The organism is Shewanella nanhaiensis (assembly GCF_019457885.1).
Classification (GTDB): domain Bacteria; phylum Pseudomonadota; class Gammaproteobacteria; order Enterobacterales; family Shewanellaceae; genus Shewanella; species Shewanella nanhaiensis.
Genome location: NZ_JAHZST010000022.1, coordinates 26119 through 43486 on the forward strand (window position 1 = coordinate 26119; position 17368 = coordinate 43486).

14 protein-coding genes and 1 pseudogene are annotated in these 17368 nt (G+C 40.2%); 9 read left to right on the forward strand and 6 right to left on the reverse strand.

Annotation, left to right across the window (positions count from 1 at the left end; all coding sequences use genetic code 11):
* Window positions 1-436: 436 nt before the first annotated feature.
* From K0625_RS21560 to K0625_RS21585, 6 genes and pseudogenes are all read left to right on the forward strand, one after another.
* Window positions 437-1294 (forward strand): SAM-dependent methyltransferase, encoded by an 858-nt coding sequence (locus tag K0625_RS21560; RefSeq protein ID WP_232847230.1) that lies wholly within the window; start codon window positions 437-439, stop codon window positions 1292-1294.
* 89 nt (window positions 1295-1383) lie between these two features.
* Complete coding sequence (locus K0625_RS21565; RefSeq protein ID WP_012324159.1) at window positions 1384-1596, forward strand: hypothetical protein; 213 nt, start codon at window positions 1384-1386, stop codon at window positions 1594-1596.
* 72 nt (window positions 1597-1668) lie between these two features.
* A complete protein-coding gene (locus tag K0625_RS21570; RefSeq protein ID WP_220111528.1) occupies window positions 1669-3537 on the forward strand; it encodes a GGDEF domain-containing protein in 1869 nt (622 codons plus the stop codon).
* A gap of 125 nt (window positions 3538-3662) precedes the next feature.
* The gene (locus K0625_RS21575) at window positions 3663-5564 is read left to right on the forward strand and encodes a tetratricopeptide repeat-containing diguanylate cyclase (protein WP_232847231.1); all 1902 of its coding nucleotides are present in this window, start codon (window positions 3663-3665) and stop codon (window positions 5562-5564) included.
* Between the two features lie 877 nt (window positions 5565-6441).
* Window positions 6442-7716 (forward strand): annotated as a pseudogene (locus tag K0625_RS21580) (malate synthase); the annotation flags it as partial.
* Window positions 7717-8148: 432 nt separating this feature from the next.
* Entirely contained in the window at window positions 8149-9552 is a 1404-nt protein-coding gene (locus K0625_RS21585) for an HDOD domain-containing protein (RefSeq protein WP_232847235.1), read from the forward strand.
* Between the two features lie 23 nt (window positions 9553-9575).
* On the opposite strand, the gene K0625_RS21590 is transcribed toward K0625_RS21585, so the two are convergent.
* From K0625_RS21590 to K0625_RS21615, 6 genes are all read right to left on the reverse strand, one after another.
* On the reverse strand, window positions 9576-10112 hold the full coding sequence (locus K0625_RS21590; protein ID WP_232847232.1) for a nuclear transport factor 2 family protein: 537 nt from the start codon (window positions 10110-10112) through the stop codon (window positions 9576-9578).
* Window positions 10113-10164: 52 nt separating this feature from the next.
* The gene (locus K0625_RS21595; protein WP_220111531.1) at window positions 10165-10989 is read right to left on the reverse strand and encodes a M90 family metallopeptidase; all 825 of its coding nucleotides are present in this window, start codon (window positions 10987-10989) and stop codon (window positions 10165-10167) included.
* A gap of 66 nt (window positions 10990-11055) precedes the next feature.
* Window positions 11056-12801 carry a GGDEF domain-containing protein gene (locus tag K0625_RS21600; protein WP_220111532.1) on the reverse strand — a complete coding sequence of 582 codons (1746 nt, stop codon included), beginning with the start codon at window positions 12799-12801 and terminating at the stop codon, window positions 11056-11058.
* The gene (locus K0625_RS21605) at window positions 12798-14225 is read right to left on the reverse strand and encodes an extracellular solute-binding protein (RefSeq protein ID WP_232847233.1); all 1428 of its coding nucleotides are present in this window, start codon (window positions 14223-14225) and stop codon (window positions 12798-12800) included. The genes K0625_RS21600 and K0625_RS21605 overlap by 4 nt, the downstream gene beginning before the upstream one ends.
* A 216-nt stretch (window positions 14226-14441) precedes the next feature.
* On the reverse strand, window positions 14442-14873 hold the full coding sequence (locus K0625_RS21610; protein WP_220111533.1) for a CopG family transcriptional regulator: 432 nt from the start codon (window positions 14871-14873) through the stop codon (window positions 14442-14444).
* On the reverse strand, window positions 14833-15576 hold the full coding sequence (locus K0625_RS21615; protein ID WP_012324169.1) for an AAA family ATPase: 744 nt from the start codon (window positions 15574-15576) through the stop codon (window positions 14833-14835). The genes K0625_RS21610 and K0625_RS21615 overlap by 41 nt, the downstream gene beginning before the upstream one ends.
* Window positions 15577-16023: 447 nt before the next feature.
* Between K0625_RS21615 and K0625_RS21620 the strand changes: the two genes are divergently transcribed.
* The 3 genes from K0625_RS21620 (at window position 16024) to K0625_RS21630 (ending at window position 17337) form a co-directional block, all read left to right on the forward strand.
* Window positions 16024-16248: a DUF3820 family protein gene (locus K0625_RS21620; protein ID WP_012324170.1), complete on the forward strand. Its 225-nt coding sequence runs from the start codon at window positions 16024-16026 to the stop codon at window positions 16246-16248.
* 142 nt (window positions 16249-16390) lie between these two features.
* The gene (locus K0625_RS21625) at window positions 16391-16693 is read left to right on the forward strand and encodes an NrfJ (RefSeq protein ID WP_220111534.1); all 303 of its coding nucleotides are present in this window, start codon (window positions 16391-16393) and stop codon (window positions 16691-16693) included.
* 146 nt (window positions 16694-16839) lie between these two features.
* Window positions 16840-17337 carry a GNAT family N-acetyltransferase gene (locus tag K0625_RS21630; RefSeq protein ID WP_220111535.1) on the forward strand — a complete coding sequence of 166 codons (498 nt, stop codon included), beginning with the start codon at window positions 16840-16842 and terminating at the stop codon, window positions 17335-17337.
* The last annotated feature ends 31 nt before the right edge of the window (window positions 17338-17368 follow it).

Here is a 17368-nt window from a genome sequence, read left to right on the forward strand (position 1 = left end):
TTAACGAAAAGTATTTGATTTGAGTAAATTGGATCGTATCTAGCTTATTTGTCAATTTAGTTTTTAAGATACTGTTCGAGTATAGATGAGACAGTATCAGGCCTTTTTTGTTCCTTAACTTTCAACATAGGCTTCGTTACTGGTGGATAATGTAGCGAAAGTGTCAGCCAAAATGCCTATTTTTGAATAGGTTTTTGTAGGAGAAAAGTATAGTCGATAGGAAGCTTACTTTTAAATGTTTAACTAATGATTTGAATTAAAGCATTTAAATTTAAATTTGCTGCTGGAATGCACTCATGTAACAGCATCAATAACCGCTTGCAAAGTATCTGGAAAGTTATGAGAATGTAATCCTGAAGCTTTACTCTAGTTTTGTGCTAGGTAAGCATCTATTACATAAGAGATAAAGCTATTTACTCCCAGCTTAAGTTTAGTAATGGGGATGGTAGCTGGTAAAATTACAATTGAGGATAGCTGCTTGTCATCTGGGGTTAGGGAAGTTAATGGAAGCTTAGTTTGCGTTGGTACCGGCTTAAATCTAGCTGGCCAGATAAGCGTGCTGAGTAAAAGTTACATAGAGAATGCTGATGTCGTTTTCTCTCTTGTGCCTGATGGCTTTGCTCAGCGCTGGTTAGAAACTCTTAATAGTGATGTTTGCAGTCTACAACCATTTTATGCTCAGGGAGATGAGATAAAAAATCGTCGTGATACTTACGATCAGATGGTGGAGGCTATTTTGGAACAAGTGCGTGCAGACAAGAGAGTCGTATGTGCCCTCTATGGTCACCCTGGCGTATTTGCCTGTGTTTCTCACTTTGCCATTGCACAAGCACTTGATGAAGGTTATAGCGCCAAGATGGAGCCAGGTATCTCTGCTGAAGCTTGTTTATGGGCTGATTTAGGCATAGATCCTGGTCAGTCTGGCCATCAAAGTTTCGAAGCCAGTCAATTTATGTTTTATAAACATACCCCAGATCCGACGACCCACCTGTTACTTTGGCAGATAGGCATAGCTGGTGAGCACACATTGACTGAGTTCCATACCTCATCGGATCGTTTGCAGATTTTAGTCGAGCAGTTAAATGAGTGGTATCCGCTGGATCATGAAATCACTATTTATGAAGCGCCAACTTTACCGATACACCAAGCTAGGGTGGATAAGTTGTTTCTAAGAGACTTACCTTTTGCACGTCTTACGTCAATTAGTACTTTATTGATCCCCCCCTCTAGTAAGCTCGAGGTCAATCATGTCATATTGGCAAAGCTTGGGATAACTGAAGCGGATTTAGGCTAAGCATACAAGTGATATAAATTAGGGATAAATGCTAGGTGTTAGATTAAATACAATAAACATAATAGTCACAACATAAAAGGATGTAATTAATGTCAAATTTAAATGATTTTTTAGAGAAACTAAGTTCAGATGCCGATCTTAAAGCCAGATACCTTGAAAACCCTGAACAAGTGATGGAGGAGGCGGGTTTAAGTGAAGAGGAGAAGGAAGCGATGCGTTTAGGTGATGAGAAAAGCCTAAGTGATCTGACTGGAGACAAAAAAGCTTATAGAAAGCACATTATGTCCCCAAAAAATAAGTAATAACGATTAAAAAGCTCTGGGAGAAGCTTTGAAAGTCGTTTGTTGGTTAATTATTAGCTAAGTGGGTTCAAAATGAATAAGAAAAATGGGGAGGGTTCTCTTGTATTTTTGGTTGCCAAAACCATTCTTTTATGCAATTTGATTTTTTCTCACAAGCTGCTGAGAAGCTTTAGAAGTAAACATGTTGGATTAAATAAATCAATTTTTTTATTTCTATATGTAATTAATTTTTCTGGAGGAGTTGTGGCGGAATCATTTGATGAAGCATCATTGAATGATAAGCTTGTTACACTTGAATTAAAGCGGACGCAATCTCCTCAATTTGTATCTGATTCATTAAAAGATATAAAAAAGTTAATTAACAAAATGAGCTTAGAGCAGCGATATCGTTACGTTCTTCTTCAAGCGCATTCGTACGGCATTGCTGGTAAACCTAATGATGCATTCCAACTCTTAAATCAACAGCTGAAAAATGAATTCCCCATTCATCTTAAACATTATAAAGCTCGTACTTTATCTTTACTCGCAAACAGTTACTCGCACTACAATTATTTTTCTGATGCGTTAAAAACTCTTCATCAACTGCTTCCTTTATTAAGTGAAGTAAATGATATTGAAAGTGAAGTTATTGGCTATCGTTTGGCAATAGAGCTATTTGGTGAATTAAGAATGAGAAATGAAGCTTTGTCATATGCGAATGTTCTTTATAGTAAGTTCGATGAAATTGTATCTCCACGACATAAATGCTTTGTGGCATTTAATTATGCGGAGAGCTTTTTGGGAGTTTATGGTTCTTCACCCAGTTTGTGGTCCAAAGTCGAGAGTTTATATGCGAATGCATATGAATTATGTAACACTGCCAATGAGAAAATGATAATGGCAGTGTCGGCTTTAGGGCAGTCAAATATGCTAATCAAAAGAAGAGCTTTTTTAGAAGCAAGAGAGTTGGCTAAGCATGGATTAGATTTGTCGATATCAATACCTTATCCACACGATATTGCAGAAGGGTATCTGACGCTAGCTCGAATTGATATTTCAGAAAGCTTGTATCAGTCTGGGCTCGTAGAACTTAAAAAAGCTTTAGATATCTCTTTAACACTTGGTGATAGTAAATTGCTTTCTAAAGTGTATAAGCCACTTGCTAAATTGAGCGAAGAACTTGGTGAGAGTGAGAAAGCATTAGAGTACCTAAAGCTTTACCAGCAGCATCATGAGAAAATATTAGGCGAAATTCAAAGTAAAATCATTGCTTTCGAGACGACAAAGCTTGATTACCTAGAGAAGGAACGCCAGATACGTTACCTCAATAAAGATCGTGAGCTTTATACAGCTAAAGCTGAGCTAACTGAATCCCAGCGCAATAATGAACGTATGATGTTTCTGCTTATCTGTGGCAGCTTAGTAGTATTGACCCTGTTCGCTATTAATATGACGCTACAGAAGCGTAAATATATGAGGTTAGCCCAATTTGATGCGTTAACTGGTATATTTAATCGGGGGACTGGACAGAATTTAGCTGAAAACAGATATATTAAAGACTCTATGTCGGGTATAGATTTTAGTGTGGTCTTGTTTGATCTGGATCGCTTTAAGAGTGTAAATGATAACTACGGCCATGCAATGGGAGACTGGGTACTTAAGAAAGTCTGCGAAGTGGTCAGCAAAGAGTGTCGTAGTAGTGATATATTTACCCGTTTTGGTGGTGAAGAGTTTGTTCTCTTTATGCCGAACACCAGTGAAAGTGTGGCAAGAGAGATAGCCGCAAAGTGTAAAGCTCGGATTTTGGCGATTGATACTCGCTATTCGGGTCATGAGTTTACCATTAGTGCCAGTTTCGGCGTCGCAACCAGTACAGAGAAAGATTTAAGTCTCGACCCTATATTGCAACGTGCTGATATCGCAATGTATCAATCTAAAGAGCAAGGTAGACAGTGTACTTAAATTCTATTGATATTGACACTTAAAGAAAGCTACCAGATAGATGTACTTTGTAAACTGAGATTCTCATTCATAGAAAGTGATTAAAAATAGAGCTTTAGATGCCCAATATTGTGCTCAAAAATAGTATGACTTTTGATATCTCGTTTCGTTATAGTATGCGGTTAAAGTCAGGGGAGTTTGTAAGACAATATTGGCCATTGTTAGTCGCTTTTTTAGGCCGTAATTTTCATAAACTTTTTAATTTTAGTTTGATTGTATGGGTAGTTTGTACAGCTAGTGTGATGGCTGACTACTCTACACAAACTGCTCACCATAATAGTCAAATCAATAGTGAAACTATAGATGAGTCGCTAAGTTCATTAGAGCTAATTCGTTCTCAGTCTCCTGAGGTTGTTTCAAATCAGTTATTAATTCTCTCACCAAAGTTTGATGTGATGAACCAGGAGCAACAATATCGCTTTACTCTGCTCCAGTCCCACTCATATGCATTATCAGGAGATTTCGAGGGCGCTACAGATCCCTTAATTACACTGTTATCAAAGCCATTTAGTGAGGAAAATCTGAAATATCGTATTAGAATGATGATTTTACTGACTAATATTTATTCTCACTTCGCTTATTATGTTGATACCTTGAAAATGTTACACCAATTACTCCCTCTTTTACCTGATGTTGAGGACATAGAGGCTGAAGTTCATGGATATACTTTAGCTGCTGGAATATTTGGGAAGTTAGAACTACATGAAGAAGCGCTCAAATATAGCCGAGAACTATTTTCAAAAATCGATAAGATGAAATCACCAAGACATCAATGTTTTACCTCGTATAGTTATGCCGACAGTGTTTATGCCGCTTACGGTGATGATGAAGCTAGATTTTTACAAATACAAACTCTTTATGGGGATCTTTATAGGTATTGTGCTATCGCTAATGAGAAGATGATCATGAGCTCTTCCCTATTAGGTCAAGCGAAGATTTTGTTTTATTTAAAAGATTTCAATAATGCTAGAAAGAAAATAGATGAAGCGATCACACTATCAACAGAGATCCCTTATTTACTAGATATCGCAAGAGCTTATATATTATTATCGGAAATAGAGAGAGCTGAAAACAATAATAAGCTGGCTTTAATCTATATTAATAATGCATTAGAGGCTGCTTTGAAAGTAAAGGAAGAGGAGGTGATTTTATTAGTCTATAAGTCACTTTCTGAGATTAATGAAAAACTGGGAATGACAGATAAAGCTTTGGTACACCTAAAGCTTCATCAGCAATACAGTGAGAAAATATTAGATAGAAACCATAGCGCAGTCATTGCTTTTGAGACGACAAAGCTTGATTACCTAGAGAAAGAGCATCAGATACGTTACCTCAATAAAGACCGTGAGCTTTATACCGCAAAAGCTGAACTAACTGAATCCCAACGCAATAATGAACGTATGATGCTTCTGCTGATCTGTGGCAGCTTAGTGGTATTGACCCTGTTTGCTATTAATATGACGCTACAGAAACGTAAATATATGAGGCTAGCGGAATTTGATCTGTTAACTGGCATCTTTAATCGAGGAACAGGCCAGGATTTAGCTGAAAACAGATATATTAAAGACTCTATGTCGGGCATAGATTTTAGTGTAATTTTGTTTGATCTGGACGATTTCAAGAGGGTGAATAATAACTATGGTCATGCAATGGGAGACTGGGTGCTTAAGAAAGTCTGCGAAGTCGTCAATAAAGAGTGCCGCAGTAGTGATATATTTACCCGTTTTGGTGGTGAAGAGTTTGCTCTCTTTATGCCAAACACCAGTGAAAGTGTAGCAAGAGAGGTAGCCGAAAAATGTAAAGCACGGATTTTGGCCATTGATACTCGCTATTCAGGCCATGAGTTTACCATTCGTGCCCGCTTCGGTATTTCAACTAGTACAGAAAAAGATTTAAGTCTCGACTCTATACTGCAACGTGCAGATATCGCCATGTATCAATCTAAACAGCAAGCTAGAGAGCGTGTCTCTGTTTATACTCCTGAATAAGTAAAGAGCGAAGTTTATTGAGCATGAGCACCTCATCCTTTCCACCCATTCACCTCTTCTGAAGGTATTAGCCACTTTTGAAAGAGTGGCTTTTCATCGAAACTAAATTCATTTTTTATTATTTTTCTTTATTTTTTTCAAGAAAACCAAATCAATTTTCTATGTTGATCGACAAACACAACTGGCCATATGTTAATGGGTTGTTTTGTTTTGCCTCTAGTTTACGTAAAGGTAATATTGAAACGCTTGTTTAAACTCGACTTGTATTGCTAATTAGATAACCATCTGAAAATTATGTTTTTATGCTGTTTACTAACTGGTTAGTTCAAAACGGAAAGGAATATTGCCTATTCGAATAATAGACTTAAGTTGTGTATCATTATGTATACTGCGTCTAATTTAATTACGTAATAATTTTCACAATTGTTGTTTTGGTAAATTTGTCTGACAAATTACTGATTAAGTAATGTTTTCGTTTGGGTTTATATCATAAATATTAATTTAATCATGGTTTTATTGTTTTTCTTGTGAGTGTGTGTAACCGTTTTACTACATTCTATTACCTAAGTTTTCTCTGTCTTAAGTCATTTCACTCGCTTGCAAATATAAAAAAATGTCAGTAGCTTTTGTTCAAAATACAGTTTAGCGAACTAAACCTGACATGTTTAGGTTTTGGCCTTTTCTTTGGCTTTTATAGCTTTGCTTATTGCTTATGTAATATGTAATGGAAAAGCGTAAGAGGTCAGCAACCCTATTTTTTGGAGAAGAGCGAATGGCGCAAGAAGTGATACATAATGCACAGCAGGGAGCTATGGACGTGGCTCAGCTTGGACTCGATGCAAATTGTGATGTCGCAGCTCATCTACAAGCAGGTTATATAAGTGATCCAATTAAAACCAACAAGACGCAGCAGAGGTTTAAGGTTAATGCTGGAGTTGTTGATGGTCAGGATAAGGTGTTAAACGAGGGGGCACTGAGCCTGCTCTCTAGTTTGTGTCGTCAGTTTGCAGCTGAAGTTTCTGAGTTATTAGAGAATAGAAAAAGCCAACAAGCCAAGTATGATGCAGGCGGAACTCTGGATTTTTTACCTCAAACTAAAGCCGTTAGAGAGGGGAATTGGCAAGTTAGAGGGATCCCTGCAGACCTCATTAATAGAAGAGTGGAGATTGCCGGTTCTGTTGATCCATTGATGCTCATTAATGGATTAAACTCGAATGCAAACGTGTTTGTGGCTGATTTAGAGGATTCACCTGCATCGAGCTGGAATGAGTTGATTGAGAAGCAAGTTAACTTAAGAGATGCTGTGCGTGGGGAGATTGAGTACACCTCACCAGAGACTGGTAAATATTATCTGTTAAATGATGCTCCTGCCGTGCTGAGCTGCCGAGTTCGTGGCCTACACATGGTTGAAAATCATCTTGAGTTTGATGAGGCCGCTATTCCAGCTGCTTTATTCGATTTTGCTCTCTACTTTTATAATAACTATCGACAGTTACTAGCTAAGGGCAGTGGTCCCTATTTTTATTTGCCAAAAATGGAGAGCCATCTAGAAGCAAGATGGTGGGCTAAGGTCTTCGCTTTTGTTGAGGAGCGTTTCTGCTTACAACCTGGAACTATCAAGTGCACTTGTTTGATTGAAACTTTGCCAGCTGTTTTTGAGATGGATGAGATCTTATTTGAGCTGAGATCCAATATCGTGGCACTTAATTGTGGGCGCTGGGATCCAGACTGTAGTGACATGAATGCAGTCAGAAACCAAAGTGATGAGTTATCAATTGATAAATCGACGCTTAACATGGGAGAGTCGTTCTTAAGTGTCTACTCTCGTTTATTAGTCAAAACGTGTCATAAGCGTGGTGCATTAGCTATTGGGGGAGTGGCAGCTTATATTCCAGCTAAAATCGATGAAATCAGTTTAGAACGGCTCGAAAAACTTCGTATCGATAAAGAGCTGCAAGCCAGAAATGGGCATGATGGAACTTGCGTTGAACATCTAGAGTTAGTCGACGCTGTCACGGAGATATTTAATCAATTTATTGGAGCAGAACAGGCCAACCAACTTCATATTACTCGTGATGTCGATGGTCCTATTAGTGCAAGAGAGCTGCTACAAGGCGTTGGAATTACAACTAACGTTAGGCTGGATATCAGAGCTGATAGCGAGTCAAATGCCGCCTAATGATGCGCTTTAATTAAATTCCATACTTTTTGTCAAGCCAGTTTGCAAGATGGACTTGATGGTACTTGTTTCAATTTGCTGAATTTCAGCGGTTGTTCCCGCGCGGTATTCCTACGTGCTGTGCGGGCTTTTCTTTCCTTTCAACTCTGCACCATTGCTACGACAATGTTTGCTTGTGTTGGCGACTCCTTGTGAGTCGCTTTTTTTTATCTTAAAGATTTAAGATATGTTTAGCAAATAGGTATGTATCTCTAGTGTAATGTGTTTTTATACCTATACTTAAATCAATTTACTCAAGCTTGCTTTTACCTGTCAGAGAATAATTTGAAATCGACCAGCCAAACTTTATCTCACCCTAAATCGAAAGGAATCGATTATTGGACTAAACGGATTAGCGATCAAGAGATGCCAGCACTGTGTTCTACGGTTAAAACCTTGGAGAAGCTGGAGAAAGATGATGTGTCTTCATTAAGTATCTTAGGAAAGAGTGTCATGCATGATAACGCATTGACCTCTCGAATACTTAGAGTTGCTAATAGTGCGACCTACAGCAAAGGTAACAGTCAGATCACCACAGTGAGTAGGGCGACTGTGATGCTTGGTTTCGACAATATTCGTAGTATTTGCATTACGGCTAAGTTGCTAAGTAGCTTATTAGAGTCAGAGGGGTTAACGCCTAATGTATATCAACGACTACTAAAGTTGATGGCTCGTGCTTTTCAAGCTGCAATGTTAGCTAAGATGATGCTTAGGGAGCACGAAGAGGAGTTACAGGAGGAGGTGTTCATCGCCTCTTTACTCTATCATCTGGGGGAGAGTGCTTTTTGGAGTACAGGTAGTGAAGAAGCAGTAGCGCTCGATAGCTCTATCTCTGAATGTAGCGATGCCAAAGAGGAGAAGGCTGTAATACGTGAAAACCTAGGCACCTCCTTTAATATGCTCTCACAAGGCATTGCTAGAGCCTGGGGGTTAGGCGAAGTGTTACAAAAAGCCCTTAGTAGTCCAGATGCGAGGACGCCTGAGATCCGCAGTATTTTTCTAGCCAATGAAATTTGTGAAATACTCTCTCAGTCTACTCCATCACCCAGCGAGTTACAGCATAGGTTACAACAAACAGCGACCATGTTAGATATAGAGGTGGATGAGCTTAAAGGGCGCATGATCCGTTGCAGTAAGGCAACGAAAAAGCTTGCTGAAGCCTATGGTGCTAAAGTACTGCTTGAGTATCTCCCCAACCCTAAATTATTGACCAAAGACCTTGAGGTTGAAATAGAAAAACCTGCGCTTCGAGTACCTAACATGGCTGAACAATTGAAAAAATTGCGAGCATTAACAGATTGTGCAGTAACTAAAGCAGACTTTAATAAAGTGATCACCATTACTTTGGAGGGAATACTCTTAGGAGTGGGCGTTGACCGTTGTGGCGTGTTGCTGTTGTCGCCTAATCGTAAGCAGTTACAGCCCCGAGTTGTACTTGGTGAGGGGGAAGAGCAGATGAAAAATGAGTTCATCATCTCTCTTGAACAGAAAAAATGCCTATTTAGCGAAAGTATTGAGTTGAAGCAGCCCATGTTTGTTGATGAGCCTGATTCTGCTAAATGGCGACTCTATATGGATGATGATCTTAAGAGTAAAGTCTCATCAAAGGGCTTTATGCTGGCCCCATTAATCGTTGAGAAGAAGGTGATTGGAATGATCTATGCTGACAGAGCCAGTTCAGCACGAAGCTTAGGTCAATCAGAATTTGATAATTTCACCCACTTCTCTAATCTTGCTAATCTATGCCTTACTGCCGCTTTAGGGCATTGATGGTTTTGTTTGTAAACTTAGTCTCACTGTAACTTGATAGTGGCTGTTATCTCTTTTGCTATCTCATTAGGTATTGGGAAACTGAGGTGATACTGAGCCACTTTCCAGCCCATATCTGTTAAAACCAAAGTGCCTGTTCCTCGGCTTACACCGTAGGATTGGCTGTCTAGAAGCTCATCAAATACAATGACCTTATTCAGCTTTTGCATCGTGTTTAACTTTCTACTTTTGAGCGTGTAGGTCCAGCCTTGAGTTGGGCGAGCGTATTGCTGAAACTCCTCCATTGTCCAGTGCTCATTGGCATCGGTGCCGATGAAGATAGCATCGGGCAGGTAAAGCGAGAAATAACGATTCCAGTCAGCTTCACTGGCTGCTTTATGTAAGCTATCTAATACCAATGCGGCCTCTGCTGATACCTTATGGGCAGTCATGTCTTTGGGAGAAGTGACAGAGCTAACCACTTCAACGCCAGCCATTGCCACTGTACTCAGTGAGGTGACGAATAGAAATACTGCTCTAAGCAGTAACGTTTGAGGTGAATGTTTAGCGGTAAATCTCATCAAGGCGCCCCTATTATTGTTATTTTAGACAATTGTATTTGAGTTTATGACGTTAATGCCAATTTATGGGATCTAGCTTAAAGAAATGACTTAGTTCTGTATAGAGCTCTCGATGAGATTGGTAGAACTCCTGAGGTTGCTCGAAGAAAACCTCTGTAATGACCGCAAAAAACTCAGCTGGATTAGTGGCACCATAGTAGCTAAAAATGGAGGGGGTATTTTGCTCAGCTTGATATTGAAGTCGCTCAAACTCTCTGCTTAGGACTTCTGACCAGCTTGAGTAATCATCTAAGGAGCTTAAAATCGGTGCACCGTTTGCGTTACCATCCTCTTGATCTAGTTGATGGGCAAATTCGTGTATCACCACATTACTGCCATCGCGAGGGGCTGCTGCATCATCTTGAGTTGTTTGCCATGACAGCACGACTTTGCCATTTTCCCAAGACTCCCCAGAGAGTAGCCTTTTCTTATCTCCTACGACTCCACCGCTACGGAGTTCATGATTCTTCACGATAAAAACAGAGGGGTATACTAAGATCTGTTTCAGTTTTGGGTAAAAGTCGGTTTTGCGATTAAGCAGTAATAAACAAGCTTGTGCAGCTATAGTGACACGGATCTCATCATCAATCACAATACCGTCACAGCCGACAAACTCCTTTTCATCGATGAAAACTTGTATCAAATCTTTCAGTTGTAGTTGAAGATCTGCTGGCAGAGAGCGGAAGTAGGGCATACGTTGCTTAAGAATCATTCGCCAGCTAGCTGGGAAGGGCGTAGCTGCGACGCTTTCTCTATGTCTAGCGACTCGCCATGAGCGCGAAGCTATCCAGAAGATAGAGAAGAGTGCCAATAGTGAAACAATAACGATTGCCAGCATAGAAGTTTTATCCATTCACAATAACTAATGTAAATGAGATAGGGTCGATTAAGCGGTAATTCAAGTTTAGCGTAAATTGTTTACCGTTTTAAACTCAAGGTTAGAGACAATACAGTTCTTGCCCGATGCTTTGGCTTGGTAAAGTGCAATATCCGCCTGATGGATTAAGGTTTCGGCTGTGATACATGGCTCTGAGTTTGAGGTGGTGACGCCTATACTGATGGTGGTGAGCTCATCATGCAGAGAGTCTGCATGAGGAATGGCAAGCTTGATGACCTCTTCCCGCATTATCTCTGCGATATCACTGGCAGTTTGATTATTGGTTGCGGTTAAGAAAACAATAAACTCTTCACCACCGTAACGTGCAAATATTTTATCTTGCATCTCTGGTAAGGTTTTTAACGCGTAGGAGATACGTTTAAGACATTGATCTCCGATAACGTGACCATACCTATCATTAAATTGTTTAAAATTATCGACATCGAACAATATGACAGAGATAGGTTGGTTAAATTTGGTGGTTGATTTTAATTCATGCTTTAGCTTGTGATCGAAAAACCTACGGTTATATGCGCCAGTTAATCCATCAATTTCAGAGATAGACTTGACCTGGGCTGCGTAGCTTTTCAATGTTTCCAGTGAGCTCACCATCTGCTGGAGCTCTAAGTTATCAGCCTGAGGCAATGGCGTGTTCTGTTTCTCATTGGCGATGGCTTGCATCGCATTGCTGGTAGCGATAACGGGCTGTATTATCCCTTTAGAGATAAAGTGCCAGTTGGTTAGCCAGATGAAGAATGTGTATAGCACTCCGGCAAAGAAGATAAGCCATACAAAGGAGTTACTGTCATCTTTTAGATGTTGCCCTTCAATGTCGACCTGTTTTTTTACTTGCTCCACCAGTTTTGAGGAGAAGAGTGCGATCTGATGAGCTGCATCGGCTTGCACTTCAAGGTGAGTGTTCGCGATTCGGCCACTGTTTACTGAGTCTCTGCTTGAAATAAACAGGTTTGATGAACCGATTAGATTTGGGTGTATTTGTGATAACCAGTCCTCTTTTAATTGAGCTGCAATCTTAGATGAACTCGGGTGCTGCTTTAATGCCAAAAAGTGTCGCATTGCCTCTCGTTGCAACTGATTGTTCGTTTTATTATCAGCATTATCATCCACTTCGGCTGCAAGTCTAAATACCTGCATACCTAAGTGTAAAAAGTCAGTGAGCTCTCTATGTTCATCAATCGCTTTTTGAAGTTGGGGATAGTTTTTTTGATTTAAATATCCGTCGGCTTTTTGATCTAATTTAGTGAGCTCATTTGAAACTGCCCGTGAGAAGCCTTTTTCGATGAGTCCCATATTAAGCTTAAGTCGACTGGCTTGTGTCTCTGCTTCTTGGGCACTCTCTGTGACTTGAGCTAAAAGTGGGATCTGCTTAGCTGCTAACTGTATTCTACTTAAGTGAGCGTTGAGTTGCGCAAGCTGAGATTGGTCAGCCTCAAGTTCGATAAGCGAGAGCAAGCCTCTCTCAAGTGCACTCCACTGTTCCACTAGTACATTGAGTAGTTCTGTACGCTCACTGTTTGTGCTAAATGATGAGAGCCTGACAGTGGTGAGCTGCAACTCCTGACTGTTGTTAGACAGCTTAAGCGCATACATTATTTTACTCACGTCTTGATTGATTAAGTGGTCTAGCTTACGCTGCAGTTCCTGAGATAGGCCAATCGACGTAAGCCCAATCGTTAACGTAAGTATAATGATTATGTATATAAGTAATCTTAACTTTTCTTTTAAGCTGCTTAAGGGCTTTTTTAGTTTCATCTTCTTACCACTGGTACTTCACCGGAGCGATTTTGGATCTGCTCAATCTTGTTAATCAACTGAGAGGTTACAGATTTTATATCCTCATTACTGTTAGAGAGCTTAAAGCAACTTTTTGCCAATTCCGGATAGATATCTCCCATTGCAGTGCTGGTGAAGTGGCCCAATTTAAGGACCTCGTCTGACCAATCGATATTCGCTTTATGGCTGACGTTAAACGCGCCGCCTATGTGTCGTAATTTTTCTGTCTGGAACTCTGGTGCGGTTGCAACATCAATTCGGCAAGGATTGCCTCCGCCAAGCGCATAGGCATATTGCGCTTCAAAGGATCCCATATATTTCAGTAACCAATAAGCAGCTTGGGGATTGACGCTATCATAGGCGACAGCAAAGGCATAGGCGCCATTGTAGGGCTTGCCTCCAGGGACTTGTGCAATGCCGAGTTTGGCTCCTTGTATATTTGACTCAACTTTAAAAGAGGCGCTCCAAAGATTGTTATAAGCGAAAGGCCACATGGCAACGTCACCATTGGCTAATGTGTTTGCAGCTTCTTTAAAGGCAAACTGATCATGGGCCGGGAAAGCATACCGCATTAGATCTTGGTAAATGTTAGCGGTGCGAATAAGTGTAGTATTCTCTCGGGGGAGCTGGAAGAGCTTTATCTTCTCTTTGCTATTGTATTCTGGTTTCATCCAGTAACCATTGAGGCTCCATAGGATGGAGGAGAATTCATCGTTAATATGGGGACGGTTTCCTGACATTAATGCCAAGCCATAAAAGGGTTTCTTTAGTATGTTACTGCCTAGCTTTTCACCTGCTTCTCTAGTGAAAAAAGCGCTGATATCTTTTAACTCCTGAATGCTACTGGGAGGAGCTAGAGTATAGCCATACTTAGCTTGGAAATTAAATTTCTCTTTAGGATGCTCAAATAGATCGGCCCTGTAATGGTTGCCCATCACATAGTTGTTATAGGGGATGGCATGGATCTCACCTTGGTAGGAGAGGATATTGAGTAGTGATGAGTAATATGGTTCAAGATAGCTGTTTATGCCTCTTTCGCCACTGGGATCATAGAGGGATGCAAGTTCCGATAGAGGCACTGTTAATCCTTTCGATGCCCACTCTTTTGCCCAACCCGCTTCCATGGTTAGCAGGTCATACTTGCCTGCTCCTTGGATTAAAGACTCAGTTTGAAGTGTATACATCTTGTCCAAAGAGGTGGTGATGACATTAACTTCAATACCTGTTTGAGCCGTAAATTTAGGGAGCATCTTCTCCTTTAAATGTACTGTCCAAAATCCAGTTTCTGCGACTAAAGTGATCGCTTTCTTATTCTCTATTTCGGGGATCTGTTCGAGTGAAAATTGCGCATGACTCTCCAAGATGTAAAGAAATGACACAAAGATAAAAAAATTATTTAACATCTTAGGCACGTGATATTACTCCATTTTACCACCCCGTAAGATTATATTAATACTATTATGTTGCACATTTGTATAGGTAATATTTCAAAATGGTCTGCCAGTCATACGAAGATGTGAGATTTGTTCCTCTTATGGAGGAAAAAAAGAACTGGCAGCATAAAGGAACTTAACGATGAAACTGCTTCTCTGCCAGTCAAAGGGTGGGAGAAATGGGGGTTAATCTACAATAATTGAACGCTCTTTTATTTTTCTTTCATCATCAGTAAGCGAAAAATGGTGCTCGATTAAAAAACGGATTAGTTTAGATTTTGCAACGTCACACCCACTGGCTAATTCAGCTAAATGTGAAATGGCGGACTCGCTTAGCGTGAATGTGGCTTTGCGATAGGGCTCATTGCCTTTACGTATCTGTGTGACTGCTTTTGCTGATTGAGCCTTTATCTTATTGGTAGCCTGCTGAGGTTGCTGGTTAACAATTGAGGCTAGGGTGATCACCTCTGCCATGCCTTGGTCTGTATTTTTAAACCCAGCAGCGTAATGTGTCGCTTCATCAATAAAGTCCTCAATGTTGACCTCTTGATGCGGACTTACATGAGCTTGTCCGCGATTAGACTGCGTAGAGCTTTTCTTGAGATCTGCTAGTCCCATAGTCACCTCTAGTATTGTTCATTTTAGCTGCGGCGATCCGATTTCTTATCTCTGTCGCATCTGCAGCTTCTAACATTTCACAAGCTATGCTTCTCATCTCTTTTGCTGCTTTGCCCTTTGGTTCTATCTCTATGACTGATAAACCAGACTCTTCACTGTCATCGAAGATATTGCGACTGTAGTTGATGGCATCAAGTACATTAATATCGTAAGTTCTACAGACCTCTTTTGCTTCAAGGATGCGATTGGCCTGACTTGGTAAACTAGGGCATTGGGTGATCACGAATGATGCTTTCATTTTTGGATTAATCATCATGCATGTGGCAACAATATCATCCATGTGGTTGACTGTTTTTAGATCTCGACGTTTAGGCCTGAGCGGCATTAATACATGAGAGGCGACAGACATACTGGCTCTGAGTGCTAAGTTATCTTGTCCGCCACAATCGACAATAACAAAATCATAATGCTGCTCTAGACTGAGAAGATCATTACGGATTTTTCCATAGAGTTGTACGCAGTTAATGCTGGCGAGTTCTGGGTTATTATTTCTAGCTTGGATCCAATCTGATGTGGTCCTTTGAGGATCGCAGTCGACCATAATGACGGATGCATTACACTCTGCTGTTAGAAATACGGCTATATTTTGGGCTATGCAACTTTTGCCACTGCCCCCCTTTTCACCTCCGACTAAGATGATCATCTCTGTTCCCCTCACGTAAATAGCATGTGTTAATCAATATCTATCTCTTTGCTTAAATACCAATTTAGAGAACAATTATATGCTGGTCAATTACCTGATTTTTGACGTTTTTTTTGTTTTTGGCTCACGTCGTAAAATTGACAAAACAGTGTTTTTGACACCTTTTTGACGTCGGTGAAGTAAAAGGGGGGGACTTCAGTTAATGTAATGTTATCAGTAAGATGAGGGGATTTGTTGAACTGTTGAAAAGTAAAGCGGAGATAAACAGAGCATTCAATAGGAGTGCCGATGAACTTTATAGTTCTAAATGAAATTAAATAGGTTGTAAGTATAAGAAAAGAATATAGTACTTTTTTACTAGATTTAACCTCTGTGAGCAGTTTTAGCTGTGTTCCTGTTAAGTTAAACTACTCAAAATGCACTGAAGTGGTAATTGGAAGTGAGTATATGAATGAACAGATATTGCTAGAGGCGATTAATCAGAAGATGCCTTTTGGTAAGTATGCAGGTCGTAAGTTACTCGAGCTGCCTGAACCTTATTTAGTTTGGTTTCACTCTAAAGGCTTCCCTGAGGGAAAGTTGGGTGAGCAGTTGGCGTTAATGTATGAGATTAAGCTCAATGGACTCGAAGGGATGCTGCAACCTCTCTTAGCTAAAGTTCCAAGAAATTGATTTCTGACTTCGGTTTTATGATCTTGATCTAAAAGATGGGCATTGCTTCTGTATTTGATTTCTTTAATAGAGATTTATTCATTACTGCGTGCTTTAATGATTTTCATCATATCAATGACTGTGGAAAGAAAGGGAACAGATAATGATAGCTAAACTTGTAAAATTGCTTGCTGTAGCAACATTAACGTTAGGGATCTCTAGTGCATGGGCTCAAGGGATTGTACATGAAGGTACCGTGCTAGATACCATGAATGGCGGTGGTTACACCTACGTGCAGATTAAAGAGTCTGATAAGACATTTTGGGCGGCAGGTCCACAAGTTGAGATCAGTAAAGGTGACAAGGTTGTTGTTCAAGAGCAGATGTGGATGAATGATTTCACTAGCAAAACCTTAAACCGTACTTTTGATGAACTGCTATTTGTTGGCCGCATCGATAAGAAGTAATGATGACTCAACCAATTCGGATGCCGATTTAGTTGAAAGCTTGTTGAAAATGGTGGCTCGATAGCTCAGGTTATCGCCACCATTTTTGTTTATCTTCCATTATTCATGCAAACTAATACCATCTCTTTTTCATGTGCCAGCGATCCATGTTTTCAGTCATTGCCTACCAAGCAGGCTACGCAACTAGCGTGAGCCAACTTTTTCACGATGCCATTCATGCTATCGATGAGGTACATTATTCATTTGAGGATAAATCAGCTTGGTCCTCAAAGCCGAGATCGGCCTACCACTGGCATAAGCGAATGAGTCGCTCAAAAGCCTGGCTTATGATTGATGAGAGCATGCTCATAGATGGTCAACCTAAGTGCTGTGGATTTATCAATATTGAGACAGGGTTTTATACTCAAGGCTATATCGATAGCTTATATGTTCATCCAGCCTATCAGGGGAAGGGGATTGCTAAAACCTTGTATCAAACTCTTGAGCAGTGGGTCGTAGAACAAGGCTATCGAGAGTTGACGGTCGATGCCTCCAGCCTCTCCAAAGCCCTGTTTCTATCACAAGGCTTTAAGTTGTGCCATCGAAGCTATCAAGAGAAACGTGGTCGTGTGATCATGGGGTACCTGATGAAGAAGCTGCTGTGATCACAACAAATTTTGTAATGGCTACCACTTC

Coding starts and splice junctions, on each gene's coding strand:
- K0625_RS21560 (WP_232847230.1), top strand. CDS start 437: ATGGGGATGGTAGCTGGTAAAATTACAATTGAGGATAGCTGCTTGTCA.
- K0625_RS21565 (WP_012324159.1), top strand. CDS start 1,384: ATGTCAAATTTAAATGATTTTTTAGAGAAACTAAGTTCAGATGCCGAT.
- K0625_RS21570 (WP_220111528.1), top strand. CDS start 1,669: ATGAATAAGAAAAATGGGGAGGGTTCTCTTGTATTTTTGGTTGCCAAA.
- K0625_RS21575 (WP_232847231.1), top strand. CDS start 3,663: ATGACTTTTGATATCTCGTTTCGTTATAGTATGCGGTTAAAGTCAGGG.
- K0625_RS21585 (WP_232847235.1), top strand. CDS start 8,149: ATGCCAGCACTGTGTTCTACGGTTAAAACCTTGGAGAAGCTGGAGAAA.
- K0625_RS21590 (WP_232847232.1), bottom strand. CDS start 10,112: ATGAGATTTACCGCTAAACATTCACCTCAAACGTTACTGCTTAGAGCA.
- K0625_RS21595 (WP_220111531.1), bottom strand. CDS start 10,989: ATGCTGGCAATCGTTATTGTTTCACTATTGGCACTCTTCTCTATCTTC.
- K0625_RS21600 (WP_220111532.1), bottom strand. CDS start 12,801: ATGAAACTAAAAAAGCCCTTAAGCAGCTTAAAAGAAAAGTTAAGATTA.
- K0625_RS21605 (WP_232847233.1), bottom strand. CDS start 14,225: ATGTTAAATAATTTTTTTATCTTTGTGTCATTTCTTTACATCTTGGAG.
- K0625_RS21610 (WP_220111533.1), bottom strand. CDS start 14,873: ATGGGACTAGCAGATCTCAAGAAAAGCTCTACGCAGTCTAATCGCGGA.
- K0625_RS21615 (WP_012324169.1), bottom strand. CDS start 15,576: ATGATCATCTTAGTCGGAGGTGAAAAGGGGGGCAGTGGCAAAAGTTGC.
- K0625_RS21620 (WP_012324170.1), top strand. CDS start 16,024: ATGAATGAACAGATATTGCTAGAGGCGATTAATCAGAAGATGCCTTTT.
- K0625_RS21625 (WP_220111534.1), top strand. CDS start 16,391: ATGATAGCTAAACTTGTAAAATTGCTTGCTGTAGCAACATTAACGTTA.
- K0625_RS21630 (WP_220111535.1), top strand. CDS start 16,840: ATGTTTTCAGTCATTGCCTACCAAGCAGGCTACGCAACTAGCGTGAGC.